The following is a 17194-nucleotide window of genomic DNA, read 5'->3' as shown; positions in this document are numbered from 1 at the left end:
TCAATCTCCGCGCTCAAGCGACCGATACCACTCGGCGTAAGGCGTGTTGTCTACCTTGTGCCTGTTCAGGTCAGGCGCGCCATCGGTCCACCAGACCGGGCCACGCTCACCCAGCGCCACTTTGGCCGCATCGACGGCTTCTCTGGCCTGCTTGAGCAGGGTCGGATCACCTGAGGCTTTCGAGGTCTTTACCGCCCGTCGTGCCGTCATGAGCTCTTTTACCAGATGTTGGCGTTCATCCTCGTCGAGCGCAGGATTGGAACAGCGCCACAGCTGTCCTTTGACCACGAAGTAGCGCCCGTCAGGGGTTGTCGGGTTCATGGAGTGGAGGGTTGTTTGTCGACATCGATGTGCGTCAGCCCCAGCAACCCGGCCTTGGCCAGAATCTCATCCGGCGTCGCGTCGGCGTTGGGCATCATCAGGCCGTTTTCCGCATCGCCGAAATGCAGTTCGAGCAGATGGATGGCGGCTTGGTGAGTGCGCAGTTCGGGTTGGTCGAGTTCCAGCGTGTGGGTACGCGGCTCGTCCTTGAACAGATAATCAAGCAGGTAGACAGGCATGACAGGGCCTCGGATCAAGACAGGACGATTGATTATCCTGACTGGCGGGCCTGCCTGTAGTTCAGTTGAATGGCTGGGCCGGTTTGTCTGAATCAGCGATATGCCTCGGCCTCAGACTGTCGTTACACTTCTCGTTGAACCTTGCATCACGAGACTTGCTCATCCCCCCGATGTGGCCGACGGACCGAGAGACATTGAATGCCTTACGAACTGGATAACCGACTGGTGATTGGCGTGGCTTCCAGCGCCGTTTTTGATCTGCGTGAATCGGACGCAGTGTTCAAGCGGCAGGGCGAGGAGGAGTACCGCACGTTTCAGGAACAGAACCTCAACAACCCGCTTTCCAAGGGCATTGCGTACCCGTTCATCAAACGTCTGCTGTCCCTCAATGACCTTGCCGAACCCGATGACCCGCTGGTGGAAGTGGTTCTGCTTTCCAGAAACGACCCTGATACCGGTCTGCGCGTGATGAAGACCATTGAGCATTACGGCCTGCCCATGACCCGCGCAATCTTCATGCAGGGCAAATCCCCCTACGAATACATACCGGCACTGAACATCGCGCTGTTTCTGTCGGGTAACAAAGCCGATGTGGAGTCCGCCATCAAGGCCGGGCATCCGGCGGGGCAGGTGCTGGATTCCGAATTTGATGACGATGAGGACGACAAGACCCTGCGCATCGCATTCGACTTCGACGGCGTGCTGGCCGGTGATGAATCGGAAACCGTCATGCAGGCCTCGGGCCTGAACGAATTTCACGCCCATGAAGTGAAAAACGTAATGCAGCCGCATCACCCCGGGCCGCTGAAAGAATTCATGGTGCGAATGTCGAAGATTCAGTCGGTGGAAGAGCAGCACAAGAAACTCAACCCGGATTACCAGAACCGGATTCGTGTCTCCATCGTCACGGCCCGCAATGCGCCGTCCCATGAACGTGCGCTCAACACCCTGAAAAGTTGGGGCGTGATGGCCAACGATGCGTTCTTCCTCGGCGGCATCGAGAAAGCCAAGGTCCTGGCTGTGCTCAAACCCCATATCTTTTTCGACGACCAGTCCGGGCACTTGAAGTCTGCAAGCGCCGTCGCACCGTCGGTTCATATACCGTTCGGTGTGACCAATCAGCAGGCGATCGAGTCGCTTGTTCATGAGGTGGGTGTGTAGGGGCAGGGGATTGAATGCCGTTGAACATCGCGTAGGGATCAGAGGGCCGAAACCCGACAGCCGACGCTGTCAATTGTAAATCGCCCTCGTTCGCACGACAGGAAGTCCCCAGCCCCTCACAACTGACTCTGGTGTGCTACTACGGAGTGGGGTAGCTACTCAGGACAAGGGTAATTCAGACCAGATTCGATGGCCTCAAATACCTCGTCAAGCACTGCCGAATACATCCGGCTTCCATCAGGAATGTCCTTCCAAATTTCGTACGCGGCCGTGTAGGCATACTCTAACGTGTTCGCCACCAGGCTCGGCCGATTGTCAAACCTGGGATCCACACGCATCTTGGTCGCAAGGACTTCGATCAACGCTCGCTTACGATCCTGCGTGCGCTCCAGGTTTCTGGCGCACACGAGAGGGTGACCGCGAATCAGATGTTTTAGAACCTGGAACCGATTGGAGTCCAGACCGTAGGATCCCATCTCACAGCCGTGTACAACCTCCACCACAGCACGCCTGAGCGTTGTCAGTATCCGTTCGCCTTGAGGTCGCAAGTTGAGTGCGCTGATCACCTCATCATGCTCAACCTCTTGATAATCAAGAACAATATCTTCCTTGGAAGCAAAATAGCGGAAGAAGGTTCTGGAGGAGACGTCAACGGTGTCGGTTATGTCTTCCACCCGAGTGTCATCAAAACCTTTTTGCTCAAAAAGGTTGTAGGCGGCCTCAATCAAAGCCTCGCGGAGCATGAGTTTTTTCCGCTCGCGACGTCCCAGTTCTTCGGTAATTTTCACTCTGCCTCTCACGTTCTGTGCGGGCTTGTCTTGCCATCGCACGCCGGCGTACCAACAGGTCCGATGTTACGGGACTTAGATTCGGGCGCATAGGAACTTCTTACACCGAGACACATTTGTCATGCGATGAATCGTTTTTGTCCTGCTCCAAGGCCGAGAACTGCTCCCTTCTGGAGTCGCAATCATCGACCCTTTAGACCTGTCAGTCATAAAGATATGTAATTTTTGTAATTATGTCATTTATAGCATTCTGGCAGTTGACATAATATGTCTCTGGGTGACATTATTTTTTTGCGGCTTCTAGCCGCTCTTTAGTCCGGGCGGTACCGGACATCGTCTGTTGCTAATCAAGGAGAGATTTAATGACAGGCATCCCTTCCATCCCCGCTTACCCTATGCCCAAATCCGCCGACCTTCCGGTTAACAGGGCAAACTGGGCCATGGTGCTCAGCGGGAGATTGATCTGTTTGGCGAAGCCGTGCTGGTGGGTTTCTACAATGCTTATTCTGCTGCCTGTCCATCCTCCACGGTGACATTGCCCCAAGGCATTAAGGCCTACGTTAGTCGTGATCCAGTCAGCGGCGAAGTTCACGCCGTTTCAATTCCATCCCGAATCCATTCTCGCTACACGGCGCAAAGCTCTTGGGTGACGCCGCCAAGGCGCTGATTTCCTAATACTTAGCAATCAATAACAGGATGTTCTATATGCAAGAAGCAACCTTCACCCAGCCTGCAGGCAGGCAGGCATGGATCGGCTTGTTCATGGTTCTTGGACTGGTAGCACTAGTCGCCATGGATGGTTCTGTGCTTTATCTAGCGATGCCACATATTAACTCAGCGATCACGCCTACTGCCGATCAGGCACTTTGGATCCTGGATATCTACGGTTTCGTGGTTGGGTCTTTGCTCGTCGCGTTCGGCAACATTGGTGATCGTTTCGGTCGGCTGCGCTTAGTAATGGTCGGGGCAAGTGTCTTCGGCTTAGCCTCCGTGGGCGCCGCGCTGTCGGATTCTCCAGCAAGCTTGATTGCATTCCGTGCGTTGATGGGCCTTGGAGGGGCGACCCTTCTGCCTTCGGGGTTGGCCATCGTATCGAACCTCTTTCCTGATCCCAAACAGCGAGCACAAGCCATTGGCATCTTTGCTGCTACGTTTGCAGCAGGCTTCGCGGTAGGGCCTTTGATCGGTGGAATACTGCTGCAACACTACGCATGGGGTTCGGTATTTCTGATCAACGTGCCAGTCGTGTTGCTCTTCTTGGTGTTCGCGCCACAGTTGCTCAAGGAGGTGCATGCACCTACCGAGGGTAAAATTGATTTACTCAGCCTGCTACTTTCGTTTGTCGGCATCCTGCTGTTCACCTATTCCCTCAAGACAGGCGCTGTGCACGGAGTGTCTACAGAACAATTGGCTATTGGCGCGGCAGGTATTCTCGGATTGCTTTGGTTTATTAAGCGTCAGCGAAATCTTAAGCATCCCCTCTTGGACGTCAGACTCTTCATAGACCGAATCTTCACTATTGCCATTTTGACGGGGCTGCTTTCGCTGGTTGTCTGGTCGTCCGCGGCCTACCTGTCTGGCGTGTACATGCAGTCGGTTCTGGGTTTTGACGTCTTTAGCACTGCACTGTTGACTATTCCCGGTGCCTTGGTGCTGACCGCAACTTGCGTCTGGACAGGCCAAATCGTTGAGCGAGTTGGACGTAAGTGGGCGCTCGTTGCTACCCACCTGCTGATCACCGCCGGAATGGGTTTGTTATTGCTGACATCCACGACTCATGGTGCTGTTTATTTTGTTGCCTCCACCCTCATTGCGGGCGTTGGCTACGGCCTGTCTTTTAGCCTGGTCGCTGAAATTGCGGTATCGGCTGTGCCGCCGGAGCGTGCAGGCGCTGCTGCATCGATTGCCGAGACCAGTAACGAGATCGGCAATGCACTGGGGATCACGGTGCTGGGTTCGGTGGCCGCCTATTGGTTTCGGATGTATGGCCCAGGCGTAGGGAGCACTCTCAGTGAGTCGCTTGATCATGCTTCTCTCAGTCTTGAGACGATCCAGCAGGCCAAGGAAGCCTTTCTCGCCGGTATGCATATCGCATTAGGAATCGCGGGGCTCCTGACCTTTATCGTTGCCGTGCTCGCTATCTTATGGCTCCCCCGGAAGTTGCCCGAGTAACCCGCATAACGTTTTCCCTTATTTGCCAGTCAGTACAAAGGATTCTGTCATGAGCTTGGCCAACATTGTTGCCGCCGTATTTGCGAAACACCCTGATCGCGCCGCGATTGGTATGCGCCTTCGACGTCTCGTCACCGGCGAGTCCGCAAGCAAGACCCGAGCTGCTGCGCCCGCCTGTCGAAGACTACAAGCTTGTGGATGTGCCGGAGTTGGGCTACTACCTGAGATAGATGAACAATCTATTGCCCAAGTCTAGCAGAAGCTGCAACGGAACCTGTACAAGGTTTGGAATCGCATGTCGTTGGGTTCCTTATTTTCCACCACCGGTTCGGCAGTTGGAAATTACGAAGCAATTAAGTAGGAAGTTTCTGATTTTTGAGTTTTGAAGATTTCATCGCGGCTGAAACAAGACGGGCTGGCGTATGCTGATGCAATGATCGTTGCTCTTGTGATGAGCCGATGTTGAATGGGAAAAATGATGTGAGCTTGACGGTAGGCAAGCTTGCTGCCTATGCATAGGCAGTGTGAAGTGGCTGCGTTGTATTGTTATGAAGGTGAATGTGGGCTCTCTGCAGATGATGTGCTGTTGGTTGGTCGATGAACAAGACCGGATTTTTTGAACATGGGCGAAGGTAGGTTGGATCGAACAGTGCTGAATTACCTGGTCGAGAAAATATTCTTCTTCGCAGGTTTTGGCCGTAACGCTTTCGAAACGCTAAATCTTGCCACGCAATTGAGCGATGACCTAGGTCTTGATGGCGAGGATGCCAACGATCTGATGGCGGATTTCTTTGAGCATTTCAATGTGGCTCCAGGCGACTACGACCATTACCGCTATTTCAAACCGGAAGGCACGGATGTATTTGTGTTTTTTCGTCCCAGAGAAAGGCGCGCCGGCACACCCATGACGTTAGGGATGTTGTGTGAGGCTGCGAGGATGAAAGCGTGGGATTGCCAACTGCTTGAAGCGATGAGGTTCAGCTCTGCGCCTGTCTACAGTCGTACGGAGGACATACCTGTCGAGGGGTTCAAGATCCGGACGAGGTAATGCATCACGTCACATCGTTTGGCATCACGAATCAGCAGGCGACTGAGCCCCTGTCGGCGGAGGTCGATCAGGCGGCGGAGGTCGTGAGGGGGTGATGGCGCAGGCGAGGGGGCATTCGGCTCAGGTCAGCCTGGTCAGGTAAATCGCCGGCACCGATTGCACCAGCCATACGCCGTTGTCGGCCTGAAAGAACCGAACGCCTGCTTGCCGCATTCCGGGTACATCCACAGCGAGCAACACTGGCTGTCCGTATCGTTTGCCAACGCTCCTTGCCGTTTCGGGATTGTCGGTCAGATGCACATGATGCCGGCTTCCGGCGATGAGCCCCTGTGCCTCGATGCAGACCATGAAGCGTTCAGCCGTGCCGTGATAGAGGAGGTCGGGCGGCGTCTTTTCGACATGCTGAACCTCGACCTGCCCGGTGCTATGGCCTTGGGCTGCGCGAATGCGTTGGCCGTCGAGCGAGAGCGTAAAACGCTTCTTGTCGTTTGTCTCGACCACCTCGCCCAGCATCTGACGGTCAAGCGTATGGCCCTGTTTGTTCGCGTTCTGGATCAACAGATCGACGTCGGTCCAGCCATCTCGATCAAGAACGAGGTCCATGGATTCTGGGGCATGGCGCAAGACATAACTGAGTAGCTTGCTGATTTCGTCTCGTTGTTTCTTGTTCAAGGCGATACACCTTTCAAACGGTTGGAGTCAGTGCCGGGTTACAGGGTAGGCATGGGTTGCTTGCACACATACCCGGCGAATGTTTTTCGATTTTTCCACTCTTTCCAGTTTGCAATGAACCAGTCGTGATGAAGGCTTCCGTCCTTTGAGTACATGTCTTTTCCTTGCGCAACATTGAAGAAGAAGACGTGCTCTTCTGACGGGATTGAGCGGATCACTACTTTGATCTTTGCATCAGGTCCATAGGTGTTGGCAAAAAAACGATTGATGTCGTCGACGTAACGCGAATCCACAATCGTGAACGGTTCTCCGTTCGGCGAGTGGACATCGATCTGCGACAGCTTTTCTTCCGTCAAATAGTTGGAAACCCCCAGCAGATTTACATGCCTGCCAACGGTTATCCATTCGGTTTGACCTGGGGCGATCGTAAGGGGGGTGTTTTCGTTGGGGTTCGGGCCAAGCGTGCATCCACCTTTGCTCAAGCCTCCTTCAACCGATATCCCCGATCCGTCAGTCACTGATAAGACCGAGGACGTCAGTGTGATTTCAGTTTGCCCATAATTTCTGATCTGCAGGCTCAGAGAGGCTTGCTCTCTGCCATGGCGCATTTCAGGGTGGCGGAAGATCGGCGTCAAGCGGGCTTGAATGATCGACAGGGGTTCTGGCTTGTCGATCATGTTTTTAATGTGATCCCATGCGCCACCCAGGTCGCTCAAAAAAGCAGCGATTAACGCTATCGCCGCTGCAAGCGATGCGGCTGTCTTTTTATGTCGTCTGATGAAGTTTTCCACCATTGATCCCTTGCAACAGTCGGTGCTTTCGTTGGCCAGTGGGTCGATGAATACGCGGTCAGCGCGATGTTCCGTCTTGCGCGGAGTCTGCCACTATTCCGTTATTTACCCCGCTCAACGCCACGCGCATGTCTGCGCCACTGGGCTGCTGATAAAGGCTCAACCCGAACTCTGGCATCACCGCAATCAGATAATCAAAGATATCGCCCTGAATCCGTTCGTAATCCACCCACACCGTGGTGCGGGTGAAGCAGTAGATTTCCAGCGGGATTCCCAGCGAGGTGGCTTCCAGCTGCCTGACCATGCAGGTCATGTCGGGATTGATCCCGACGTGGCTTTTCAGGTAGGCGAGGGCATAGGCGCGGAAGGTGCCGATGTTGGTCATGCGACGGCGATTGGAGGCGAGTTCGGCGACGTTGCCCTGGGCCTGGTTCCAGGCGAGTAGTTCGGCCTGTTTGCGGCCGATGTAGTCGGTCAGCAGATGGACCTGCATCAGGCGCTGCTCTTCGTCGTCACGCACGAAACGCACAGCGCTGGCGTCGATGAACAAGCTGCGTTTGATGCGTCGCCCGCCGGATTGCTGCATGCCGCGCCAGTTGCGGAAAGACTCGGACATCAAGCGCCAGGTCGGGATGGAGACGATGGTCTTGTCGAAGTTCTGCACCTTGACGGTGTGCAGGGTAATGTCGACCACATCGCCATCGGCTCCGACCTGTGGCATTTCGATCCAGTCGCCGACGCGCAGCATGTCGTTGCTGGTCAGTTGCACGCTGGCCACAAAAGACAGCAGCGTGTCTTTGTAGACCAACAGAATGACCGCTGACATCGCGCCCAGACCCGACAGCAGCAACAGTGGCGAGCGGTCGATCAGGGTGGCAACGATGATGATTGCGGCAAAGATGTAGAGGATCATCTTTGCCAGTTGCACATAGCCCTTGATCGAGCGGGTGCGAGCGTGTTCGGTGCGGGCATAGATGTCGAGCAGGGCGTTGAGCAGTGTGCCGATGCTCAGGGTCATGAACAGGATCGTGAACGCCAGGGCGATGTTGGCGATCACACCCTTGCCGGTCGCGCTCAGGCCGGGGACCAGGTTCAGGCCGAACTGGATGACCACCGACGGCACGATCTGCGCCAGTCGATGAAAGACCTTGTTATGGCGAAAGTCATTGAGCCAGTGCAGGGCAGGCTGACGGCCAAGCATCTTCATGGTGTAGAGAATCAGAAAACGCGCCACGCGGCCAAGGACCAGCGCGGCAGTGAGCAGCAGGATCAGCGCCAGGCCGGTACGTACCCAGGGATGCTGATCGAGCATGCCCCAGAGTTCCTGTGTTCTTAGCCAGAGCGATTGAATGTCCATACAGCAGAAAATCCCGTGAACGAAGAGGGGGCGTGATTAAAGCATTAACGGCGCAGGTCGGGCAGAGGATGGCAAATGGCGAAACGTAAAATGATGTTCGATAGGCCAATACAGCAGCAGTACGCCCTGACAAGACACTGAACATAAAAAACTGCAGTAGACTCGCGGCTCATCAAACAGGGTGCTCACCATGCTGACTTCGATCATTCAACACGTGGCTTCATCGCGTGTTCTGCAGGCAGCGGTGATGCTGTCCGGGCTAATGCTGTCGACGCTGACCCGTGCTGCGGATGCGCCGGTGACTTACGGTGAGATGGACGCGGCGGCCTATGATCAGGCCGCGCGCGAACGCTACACGCTGCAGGATTTCTCCGACCGATACCGCGCCACCCTGGAAATTGCTGCCAAGGAGGATGTGTTCCGCCCCGGGGTCATCAGCATTTACGACAAAACCAGCGATCAGGCACTGATCCGTGTGCAGTCCGATGAGCTGGTGCTCGATACCGACGCGAAAACCGGCAAGGTCAAAGCCAACGTTCACGAGCTGCCGTATGGCGAGCAGAGCGTGTTGATCTATCAGGATTTCAACTTCGATGGCATCAAGGATCTGGCGTTGATGGATGGCCAGAACAGCTGCTATCACGGGCCGTCGTTTCAGGTGTTTCTTGGCACGGCGAATGGCTTTACGCACAGCGACTCATTCACGCAGCTGGCGCAGGAAAATTGCGGGATGTTCGGCGTTGATGAGAAAACGCGTGAAATCAGCACCATGACCAAAAGCGGTTGCTGCTGGCACCAGATGTCGACGTACACGGTGCGCAACGGCGAGCCGCTGCTGCAAACCGAGACGGTCATCGATCACACCGGCAACTCGGGCTTGCCCACCGAAACAGTGGGTGTGAACAAGAATGGCAAGATGACCTACACCACCCACATCCTGTGGGAGGACGATGATCAGCGTGAGATCCTGCTCGCGTTCAAGCTGGCGCCGTCGGGCAAACGCATCGTGATGTTCCGCGCCGCACCGGCTGAACCGGTCAGCTACGCGGCCATCGACGCGAAGGATCAGGTCGGTCTGGTTTATCCGCAAGCTGAAAACGAGCGGTTTGACTACGACGCCGCAACCCATACGCTGAGTTTCGTGCGCGGCGACACGACTTATCGGATTCTGGCCGATCCGAAGGGCGCACCCAGCAGCATGCAAGTGGTGATACGGGGCAAGGCCACCCCACTGACGTTACTGCCTGAACCTGCTCAGGGTTCACTCGACAAGGTCGTACAAGCCTTGAAGGAAAGCGGCCAGTAGCCGTCAGCCCCGATACCTGATCGCCTCCACAAATGCTGTGAAGGCCGGCGATGCCTGGCGGCGATTGGGGTAGTAAAGGTGAAAGCCTTCGAAATACGGGCTCCAGTCGGCCAACACTTCCTTGAGGCGGCCGCTGTCCAGATACGGCCTGGCAAGAAAGTCCGGCACGTAGGCCAGGCCGACGCCGTCGAGCGCGGCGTTCATGACGTGGATCATGCTGTTGGAGGTGAATTGGCCGTTGACCCGTGTGTTGAGCTTGCGCCCGTCCTTTTCGAATTCCCAGGCATAACAGCTGCCATTGGGTGAGTGGCGGATGTTGATGCAAGTGTGTTGCGTCAGGTCTTGAGGTATCAGTGGCGCGGCATGTTTCTCGAAGTATTCCGGCGTGCCCACCACGGACAGGCGCCAATCCGGGCCGAGACGCACGGCAATCATGTCCTTGCTGATCGATTCCCCAAGACGTATCCCCGCATCGAAGCGCTCGCTGACGATATTGGTGAAGCCATAGTCGATGCAGACTTCGACCTGAATGTCGGGGTACTGCGCCAGAAAGCCCGCCAGCATGGGGCGGATGATGTTCTCCGCTGCGTCATCGGAGCAGGTCATCCGAATTGTGCCGGCGGGTTTGTCGCGCATTTCGCCCAGCACCGCCACTTCTGTGGCGATCTGATCCAGCAGCGGCCCGATGGTGTTCATCAGTTTTTCGCCGGCTTCGGTGGGTGCCACATTGCGTGTGGTACGCGCCAGCAAGCGCACGCCCATCCTCTCTTCCAGCCCGCGAATGGTATGGCTCAACGCCGATGCCGTGACGCCAAGCTTTACCGCTGCGCGGGTAAAGCTCTGATCCCGTGCGACGGCAAGGAAGGCCTGCAGGTCATTCAGTCTGGGTGTGCTCATTACTGAGTTTCTCTCACAATCACATGGAAATTGCGGCGTCTAATCATCCTAATCCCTTTGCCCTAACCTGTGCTTCACATTTTTACAGGCGTCAGGTCGACAGCAGCGTAAATGTCTTGCAGCGACCTGCCGACCTTGTCCAGACAGGTCAGTGGAGCATGAAAACAGTTGATTCAACCCTTGGGCACACGGCGCAGGCAGCCCACCCGCCCGCGTGGGGCGCGATTTTTTCGATGGCGCTGTGCGTGGTCGTGCTGATTGCCTCGGAATTCATGCCGGTCAGCCTGTTGACGCCCATCGCACAGGACCTGGGCATCAGTCAGGGGCAGGCAGGCCAGGCGATTTCCATCTCGGGTTTCTTTGCGGTGCTGACCAGCCTGCTTAACACGCCGCTGACCGGGCGATTTGATCGCAAGAAAGTGCTGCTGGGTTTCAGCTTCCTGTTATTGGTGTCGGGCGTGACGGTCACCTTCGCGTCCAATGGCGCAGTGTTCATGACGGGTCGCGCCTTGCTGGGTGTCGCCATTGGTGGCTTCTGGTCGATGTCCACGGCCACCGTCATGCGTCTGGTGCCCAAGGCGTCGGTTGCCAAGGGCCTGGCGCTGATCAATGGCGGTAATGCACTGGCCGCAACCGTTGCGGCTCCGTTGGGCAGTTTTCTAGGCCAGTACATCGGCTGGCGTGGCGCGTTCTTTCTGGTGATCCCGCTGTCGATTCTGGCCTTTGCCTGGCAGTGGCTAAGCATTCCGGCGATGAGCAGCCCACAGAAGACCCGGGCGACCAATCCTTTCAAGCTGCTGCGCAACCCGCAGGTGGCCATTGGCATGCTCGCGATCATGCTGCTGTTCATGGGCCAGTTTGCGGTTTTCACCTACCTGCGTCCGTTTCTGGAAAGTGTCACCGGCGTGAGCGTGACCACCTTGTCGCTGATGTTACTGCTGCTGGGCCTCTGTGGTCTGGCCGGCACTTACATGATCGGCTCGCTGCTGCAAAACCGCCTTTACGCCTACCTGATCGCCATTCCCCTGGTGATGGCGATGTTGGCCGTCGCCCTTGTCGCACTGGGCCACTCGCCCATGGCTATAGCCGTCGTGCTCGGTGTCTGGGGGTTGGTTGCCACGCCTGCGCCGGTGGCCTGGGGATTGTGGCTCAGCCGCACGCTGCCCGACGACGCGGAAGCCGGTGGCGGCCTGATGGTCGCGACCATCCAGATGGCGATCACGGTGGGTGCGGGTGTCGGCGGCGAGGTGTTCGACCATCTGGGTTGGTGGAGCCCCTTCGTACTTGGCGCTGTGGTGTTGTTCGGTTCCGCAGTCTTTGCCTGGGCTGCGATGCGCAATGTTCGATTCAGTGAATGAAGCAATACAGAACCTTTGTTTATCACTCGATTCAGGAAGACCGCGATGAAGAGATTTCTATTAATGCTTGGCCTTTTGGTGGGCTCATACTCGGCAGTGGGAGCAGACATGTCCAACGGTGCAGACAACTTCTACAAGAGCGACAAGCTCATTCAGCAGAAGGTGACGTTCAACAATCAGTACAAAATGAGAGTGGCCGGGAATCTGTTTATTCCCAAAGGCTGGGACCCCGACAACAAGGCCCCGGCGATTATCGTCGGTCACCCGATGGGCGCGGTGAAGGAGCAGAGTGCCAATCTGTATGCACAAAAACTGGCAGAAAAAGGCTTTGTGACGCTGTCCCTGGACCTGTCTTTCTGGGGCGAAAGTGACGGTCGGCCTCGTAACGCCGTATCGCCGGACATCTACGCCGAAGACTTCAGCGCAGCGGTGGATTTCCTCGGCACCCAGACGTTCGTGGACAAGAACCGCATCGGCGTTCTGGGCATCTGCGGCAGCGGCAGTTTTGTCATCAGTGCTGCCAAGATCGATCCGCGGATGAAGGCCATTGCCACCGTCAGCATGTACGACATGGGCGCTGCCAATCGTGATGCGCTCAATCATTCGCAGACACTGGAACAAAGAAAGAAAATCATCGCTGAAGCCGCAGCGCAGCGTGACGTGGAATTTGCAGGCGGCGAAACCCGGTACACCAGCGGCACCGTGCATGAAATTACTGAAAAATCGCATCCCATTGAGCGCGAGTTCTACGATTTCTACCGCACACCGCGTGGCGAGTTCACGCCTGAAGGCCAGTCGCCCAAACTGACCACGCACCCGACGCTGACCAGCAACGTCAAGTTCATGAACTTCTACCCGTTCAATGACATTGCCACGATCTCGCCGCGTCCGATGCTGTTCATCGCAGGCTCTGAAGCGCACTCGCTTGAGTTCAGTCAGGAGGCCTACAAGCTTGCTGGTGAGCCCAAACAGCTGGTGATTGTGCCGGGTGCCGGTCACGTCGATCTGTACGATCGCGTCGATCTGATCCCGTTCGACACACTGATCGAGTTCTTCAGTAAGAGCCTGAAGTAACAGGCTCGATACGCAGAAAAAGCCCTGCCAAGAAGCAGGACTTTTGCGTTCAGTCCTTGATCCGTTCGAACCTGACGTTAAGCGGGCCTGGCTGACGGATCAGGTCCAGCGGCGATTCGAGTGTGCCGAGTTTGATCAGTCCGGGCGAGTACTTGAAGCCTTTGTGGAAGATCGCGATATTGCCCCAAGGCGCGTAGTAGGCGAAGTCTCCTGCGCTCGGCGTGATACCGGATGCCGCGCCTTGGGTGCTAAGTTTGCGGGGCAGTACGTTGATCTTCTCGGTCGAGGCGTAGTCTTCCAGAACCACGTCGAGCGGTAGCAGGGCGATGAAGTCTCGGGAGGTCTGATGGTCTTCAAGCGTGAACGTCAGGGTCTTGCCGTTGGCGAGCATTGCAATGCGCATGGGGTGTTCTCGGGTCGCGTTCTGGTTCGTTTCAGCAAGGGCCGAATGCGGCATCAGCGCAGGCAGCGCGCTGATACACAACAGGGCAGTCAGCAGTTTTTCAGAGCAGCAGGTGCGCAGTGTTTTTCGAGGCATCGGATTTACGCCTGTAACGACTGAAGCGTGAACAACGGGGTGGCGCCAAGCATAGGTCACTCGTCGTCTTTCATTACCTGGCTGGCCTTGCATGTGGATGTGAGCATTGCTCAGTAATCGGCTCACTTAAGGCTTTATGACCACACGGGACGCTCAGCGTGACTCACACCTCTTGCAGCCACTAACGGACTGTGGGAGGCGGCTTGCCGGCGATGCGTTTTCTGAAGCGACCTATCAGCGACTGAAGTGACGCCATCGCCGGCAAGCCGTCTCCCACAACCTCGTGTTGGCTGCGCGACAGCGCAGCGTTGTAGGCGGGGCGGGATCTCTCGCAGGCGGTGCATTCGATCAGGCACTCTCGTTTTGGCGCTGTTTTGCGCTACTTGCGCACGTGTGGATAACAATCAGCCGCCCTCCACCTCAGTGGACAGCCACGCCTTCAACCCGCTATGGTCGCGCCCTTCAAAAAAGGGGCGAGCATGGGCTATCTACTTTTCGTGACGCTGATTCAGGCGTTTTCCTTCAGCTTGATCGGTGTCTACCTGGCAGGCCATGTCGACAGTTATTTCGCGGTGTTGATCCGTGTGGTGCTGGCCGGGCTGGTGTTCATCCCGTTGACCCGCTGGCGTCAGGTCGAGCCTGCATTCATGCGTGGCATGTTGCTGATCGGTGCGCTGCAGTTCGGCATCACTTATGTCTGCCTGTACCTGAGCTTCAAGGTGCTGACAGTACCGGAAGTGCTGTTGTTCACCATTCTCACGCCCCTGCACGTCACGCTGATAGAAGACGCCCTCAACCGGCGCTTCAACCCTTGGGCCTTGCTGGCCGCGCTGGTTGCCGTGCTGGGCGCAGGCGTCATTCGTTACGACGGGCTTGACGGCAACTTCCTCGGCGGTTTTCTGCTCTTGCAACTGGCCAACTTCACCTACGCGGCCGGGCAGGTTTTGTACCGGCGTCTGGTGGTGCGTTACCCCAGCGACCTGCCGCACTATCGCCGCTTCGGCTATTTCTACCTGGGTGCGCTGGCCGTCGTGTTGCCCGCATTTCTGGCGTTCGGCAACCCGCAACGTTTGCCCGAAGACCCGACCCAATGGAGCGTGCTGCTGTTCCTCGGTCTGTGCTCGACCGCGCTGGGCATGTACTGGTGGAACAAGGGGGCCTGCATGGTTTCGGGTGCCACACTGGCGGTATTCAACGTATTGCATGTGCCGGTCGGGCTGCTGATCAACCTGCTGATCTGGAATCAGCATGAGCCGTTGAGCCGGTTGTTGATTGGCGGGGTGCTGATTCTGGTGTCGCTGTGGATCAGTCGGTTGGGCTCGCGTCGTGAAGCGTTGGCAGTTTCCAGCAGTCGCTGAGCTCACGTCTGATCGCGCCAATGCTCTGAGCTGGCATGCCGCCCGGGACGCTGTGCGTCCCGTCAGGTCTTCGCCACCTTAACCCAACGGCGCTCTCAGACTGGCCCGCAGCCCGCCACCCGACCGGTTTTGCAAGTTCACGCCGCCACCCAGCAACAGCGCAACCTTCTGCACGATGGCCAGCCCAAGCCCCACGCCTTGATCACTGCCACGACTGTAGAAGGGCTCGAACAATCGCTCACGCTCCTGCTCATCAATACCCGGTCCCTGGTCGTCGACGGTCAAAACAAAATCATGGGCGTTAAAGGAAAGGCCCACTGTCACTTGTCCACCTTCGGGCGAGAAGTTGACGGCATTGGTGACGAGGTTCTGCAGGGCAATGTCGAGGGCAGAGAAGTCCACGTTTGCTTCGTGCACGGTTTCGCTGCACTCGAAGGACAGTTCCAGGCCTTTGTTCAGCACCCACGGCGTCAACTGCACCAGGCTGTCACGCACGGCACCGACCAGTTCCACCGGCGCTCGGCCTGCCTGTGAGGGATCAGGTTCCAGGCGTGCGATGGTCAGCAACTGATTGACCAGCCGCGTGGTACGGTCTACGCCGATGATCAGATAGCCCAGCGATTCACGGCGCTGTTCCTCGTTGTGTGCCTCCAGCACGTTCTGCGCATGCACCCTGAGCACCGCGAGCGGCGTGCGCATCTCGTGGGCGGCGTCGGCAATGAAGCGACGTTCACGCTTGAGCAGTTCCTGAATCTGCCCCAGCAGCCGGTTCAGCGCTGCCTGCATGGGCTCCAGTTCACTCGGCAAGGGTGTCAGGCTCAAGGGTTGTAACGAGCCCGCATGTCGACCTCTGAGGGTGTGGGCGAAGTTGGCCAGCGGTTTCAGGCCCCAGCCGATGGCCAGCCAGATGGCCAGCACCAGCAGCAGGCTGCCGATCAGATTGGGCAGCACGGTGTGGCGAACGATACGGTTGACCAGATCCGAACGCACATCGTCACGCTCGCCTACCCAGATACGCAGCCCGTTCTGGGTGTCATTGAGCACGAACGCACGCCAGTAATGGCGGTTCAGGTCGGGAAAATTGCTGAAGCCGGCACTTTCCGGCAGATGGGTGAATGTCGGTGCACTGGCCGTGCGCACCAGTGAACGACCGTCCTTGTCCCAGACCTGAAAGGCAATCTTGCTTTCGTAGGGGTGACCGTCCAGACGCGGTTCGGCCTGAGCCAGCGCCAGGTTGAACGCCTCATAAAGCTGCGCGTGTTCCTGGCGCTCCAGCGGCATGCGCATGATGCCTTCCAGGAGCCTGGCGTTCTGTGCCAGTTGTGCGTCATAGATTTCGGCGATTTCGTGATTGCTGTCATGCACGTTGAACAACGTGAGGACCAGCAGACCGGCGAGCAGCAGGCCGATGATGGGCGTCAAGGTACGGCGGCGGATCGACTTCAAGAGCGCTCCTCCACCAGATAGCCGACGCCGCGAATCGTGCGTATCAGGTCGCTGGAAAACTTCTTGCGCAAATGGTGGATGTGCACTTCAAGCGTGTTGCTTTCGGCCTCTTCGTTCCAGCCGTAAAGCAACTGCATCAGCCGTTCGCGGGTCATTACCCGACCTGGCGGCGAGAGCAGTTCGTAGAGCAGCTGGTATTCCTTGGGGGTCAGCGCCACCGGTTCGTTGTGGTAGCTGACCTGTTGGGTGCCAGGGTCCAGGATGATGCCTGCGTGCTCGATCAGTACTTTGGCGCGCCCCGCACTGCGCCGCAGCAGCGCACGCAGACGGGCTTTGAGTTCCGAGACGTCGAAGGGTTTGACCAGGTAATCGTCGGCGCCGGTATCCAGGCCGGTGATGCGGTCATCCGTGGAGTCCCGCGCGGTCAGGATCATGACCGGCAGCGTCGAGCCGCTGTGACGCAGGCGTTTGAGCACCTCGAAGCCATCCAGCCTTGGCAGACCGAGGTCGAGAATCGCCAGGTCAAACGTCTCGCTGAGCAGGGCGTGCAAGGCACTGCTGCCATCACGAATCCAGTCGACGGTATAACCCTCACGGCTTAGCGCCTGATGGATACCTTCGCCCAGGGCAGCGTCATCTTCGATCAGCAGCAGGCGCATGTTGGCTCC

17 protein-coding genes are annotated in these 17194 nt (G+C 57.1%); 7 read left to right on the top strand and 10 right to left on the bottom strand.

The window, feature by feature from the left end:
* Positions 1-321: a hypothetical protein gene (locus H8S56_RS07755; RefSeq protein WP_187518311.1), complete on the bottom strand. Its 321-nt coding sequence runs from the start codon at positions 319-321 to the stop codon at positions 1-3.
* Positions 318-560 (bottom strand): hypothetical protein, encoded by a 243-nt coding sequence (locus H8S56_RS07750; RefSeq protein WP_187518310.1) that lies wholly within the window; start codon positions 558-560, stop codon positions 318-320. Before H8S56_RS07750 ends, H8S56_RS07755 begins: the two co-directional genes overlap by 4 nt.
* Before the next feature lie 198 nt (positions 561-758).
* Here H8S56_RS07750 and H8S56_RS07745 point away from each other — a divergent pair, with 198 nt between their 5' ends.
* Positions 759-1721, top strand: a complete 963-nt coding sequence (locus H8S56_RS07745; RefSeq protein WP_187518309.1) for a 5'-nucleotidase — start codon at positions 759-761, stop codon at positions 1719-1721.
* A 155-nt stretch (positions 1722-1876) separates the two neighbouring features.
* Here H8S56_RS07745 and H8S56_RS07740 read toward each other — a convergent pair whose 3' ends face one another.
* Positions 1877-2509, bottom strand: a complete 633-nt coding sequence (locus H8S56_RS07740) for a TetR family transcriptional regulator (protein ID WP_024695874.1) — start codon at positions 2507-2509, stop codon at positions 1877-1879.
* Positions 2510-3214: 705 nt separating this feature from the next.
* Between H8S56_RS07740 and H8S56_RS07735 the strand changes: the two genes are divergently transcribed.
* Both H8S56_RS07735 and H8S56_RS07730 read left to right on the top strand, forming a co-directional pair.
* A complete protein-coding gene (locus H8S56_RS07735; RefSeq protein WP_187518308.1) occupies positions 3215-4681 on the top strand; it encodes an MFS transporter in 1467 nt (488 codons plus the stop codon).
* Positions 4682-5330: 649 nt separating this feature from the next.
* On the top strand, positions 5331-5729 hold the full coding sequence (locus H8S56_RS07730) for a DUF1493 family protein (protein ID WP_408003784.1): 399 nt from the start codon (positions 5331-5333) through the stop codon (positions 5727-5729).
* Between the two features lie 120 nt (positions 5730-5849).
* Here the strand turns inward: H8S56_RS07730 and H8S56_RS07725 are convergent, their stop codons facing one another.
* The 3 genes from H8S56_RS07725 to H8S56_RS07715 are packed head-to-tail and all read right to left on the bottom strand — an operon-like array spanning position 5850 to position 8549.
* Positions 5850-6401 (bottom strand): RNA 2'-phosphotransferase, encoded by a 552-nt coding sequence (locus tag H8S56_RS07725; RefSeq protein WP_187518306.1) that lies wholly within the window; start codon positions 6399-6401, stop codon positions 5850-5852.
* Between the two features lie 38 nt (positions 6402-6439).
* Entirely contained in the window at positions 6440-7192 is a 753-nt protein-coding gene (locus H8S56_RS07720) for a hypothetical protein (RefSeq protein ID WP_187518305.1), read from the bottom strand.
* Positions 7193-7250: 58 nt separating this feature from the next.
* A complete protein-coding gene (locus H8S56_RS07715) occupies positions 7251-8549 on the bottom strand; it encodes a mechanosensitive ion channel family protein (RefSeq protein ID WP_187518304.1) in 1299 nt (432 codons plus the stop codon).
* Positions 8550-8739: 190 nt separating this feature from the next.
* Between H8S56_RS07715 and H8S56_RS07710 the strand changes: the two genes are divergently transcribed.
* Positions 8740-9855, top strand: a complete 1116-nt coding sequence (locus H8S56_RS07710) for an XAC2610-related protein (protein ID WP_187518303.1) — start codon at positions 8740-8742, stop codon at positions 9853-9855.
* 3 nt (positions 9856-9858) lie between these two features.
* Here the strand turns inward: H8S56_RS07710 and H8S56_RS07705 are convergent, their stop codons facing one another.
* Positions 9859-10752, bottom strand: coding sequence for a LysR family transcriptional regulator (locus H8S56_RS07705; protein ID WP_187518302.1), 894 nt, complete (start codon positions 10750-10752; stop codon positions 9859-9861).
* A 158-nt stretch (positions 10753-10910) separates the two neighbouring features.
* Between H8S56_RS07705 and H8S56_RS07700 the strand changes: the two genes are divergently transcribed.
* Both H8S56_RS07700 and H8S56_RS07695 read left to right on the top strand, forming a co-directional pair.
* Positions 10911-12110 carry an MFS transporter gene (locus tag H8S56_RS07700; protein WP_187518301.1) on the top strand — a complete coding sequence of 400 codons (1200 nt, stop codon included), beginning with the start codon at positions 10911-10913 and terminating at the stop codon, positions 12108-12110.
* Between the two features lie 45 nt (positions 12111-12155).
* Positions 12156-13184 (top strand): alpha/beta hydrolase, encoded by a 1029-nt coding sequence (locus tag H8S56_RS07695; protein ID WP_187518300.1) that lies wholly within the window; start codon positions 12156-12158, stop codon positions 13182-13184.
* Positions 13185-13233: 49 nt separating this feature from the next.
* Here the strand turns inward: H8S56_RS07695 and H8S56_RS07690 are convergent, their stop codons facing one another.
* Complete coding sequence (locus H8S56_RS07690; protein ID WP_187518299.1) at positions 13234-13722, bottom strand: cyclophilin-like fold protein; 489 nt, start codon at positions 13720-13722, stop codon at positions 13234-13236.
* 479 nt (positions 13723-14201) lie between these two features.
* Here H8S56_RS07690 and H8S56_RS07685 point away from each other — a divergent pair, with 479 nt between their 5' ends.
* A complete protein-coding gene (locus H8S56_RS07685) occupies positions 14202-15080 on the top strand; it encodes a carboxylate/amino acid/amine transporter (protein ID WP_024685748.1) in 879 nt (292 codons plus the stop codon).
* A 78-nt stretch (positions 15081-15158) separates the two neighbouring features.
* On the opposite strand, the gene H8S56_RS07680 is transcribed toward H8S56_RS07685, so the two are convergent.
* Together H8S56_RS07680 and H8S56_RS07675 are read right to left on the bottom strand one after the other, a co-directional pair.
* Positions 15159-16526 (bottom strand): ATP-binding protein, encoded by a 1368-nt coding sequence (locus tag H8S56_RS07680; RefSeq protein WP_024694407.1) that lies wholly within the window; start codon positions 16524-16526, stop codon positions 15159-15161.
* Entirely contained in the window at positions 16523-17185 is a 663-nt protein-coding gene (locus H8S56_RS07675; RefSeq protein WP_187518298.1) for a response regulator, read from the bottom strand. Before H8S56_RS07675 ends, H8S56_RS07680 begins: the two co-directional genes overlap by 4 nt.
* Between the last annotated feature and the right edge of the window lie 9 nt (positions 17186-17194).

This window comes from Pseudomonas triticifolii, from assembly GCF_014358015.1.
Taxonomy (GTDB): Bacteria; Pseudomonadota; Gammaproteobacteria; order Pseudomonadales; family Pseudomonadaceae; genus Aquipseudomonas; species Aquipseudomonas triticifolii.
The sequence above is the reverse complement of the archived record's forward strand: the minus strand, read 5'-3'. Positions and strand labels throughout refer to the sequence as shown.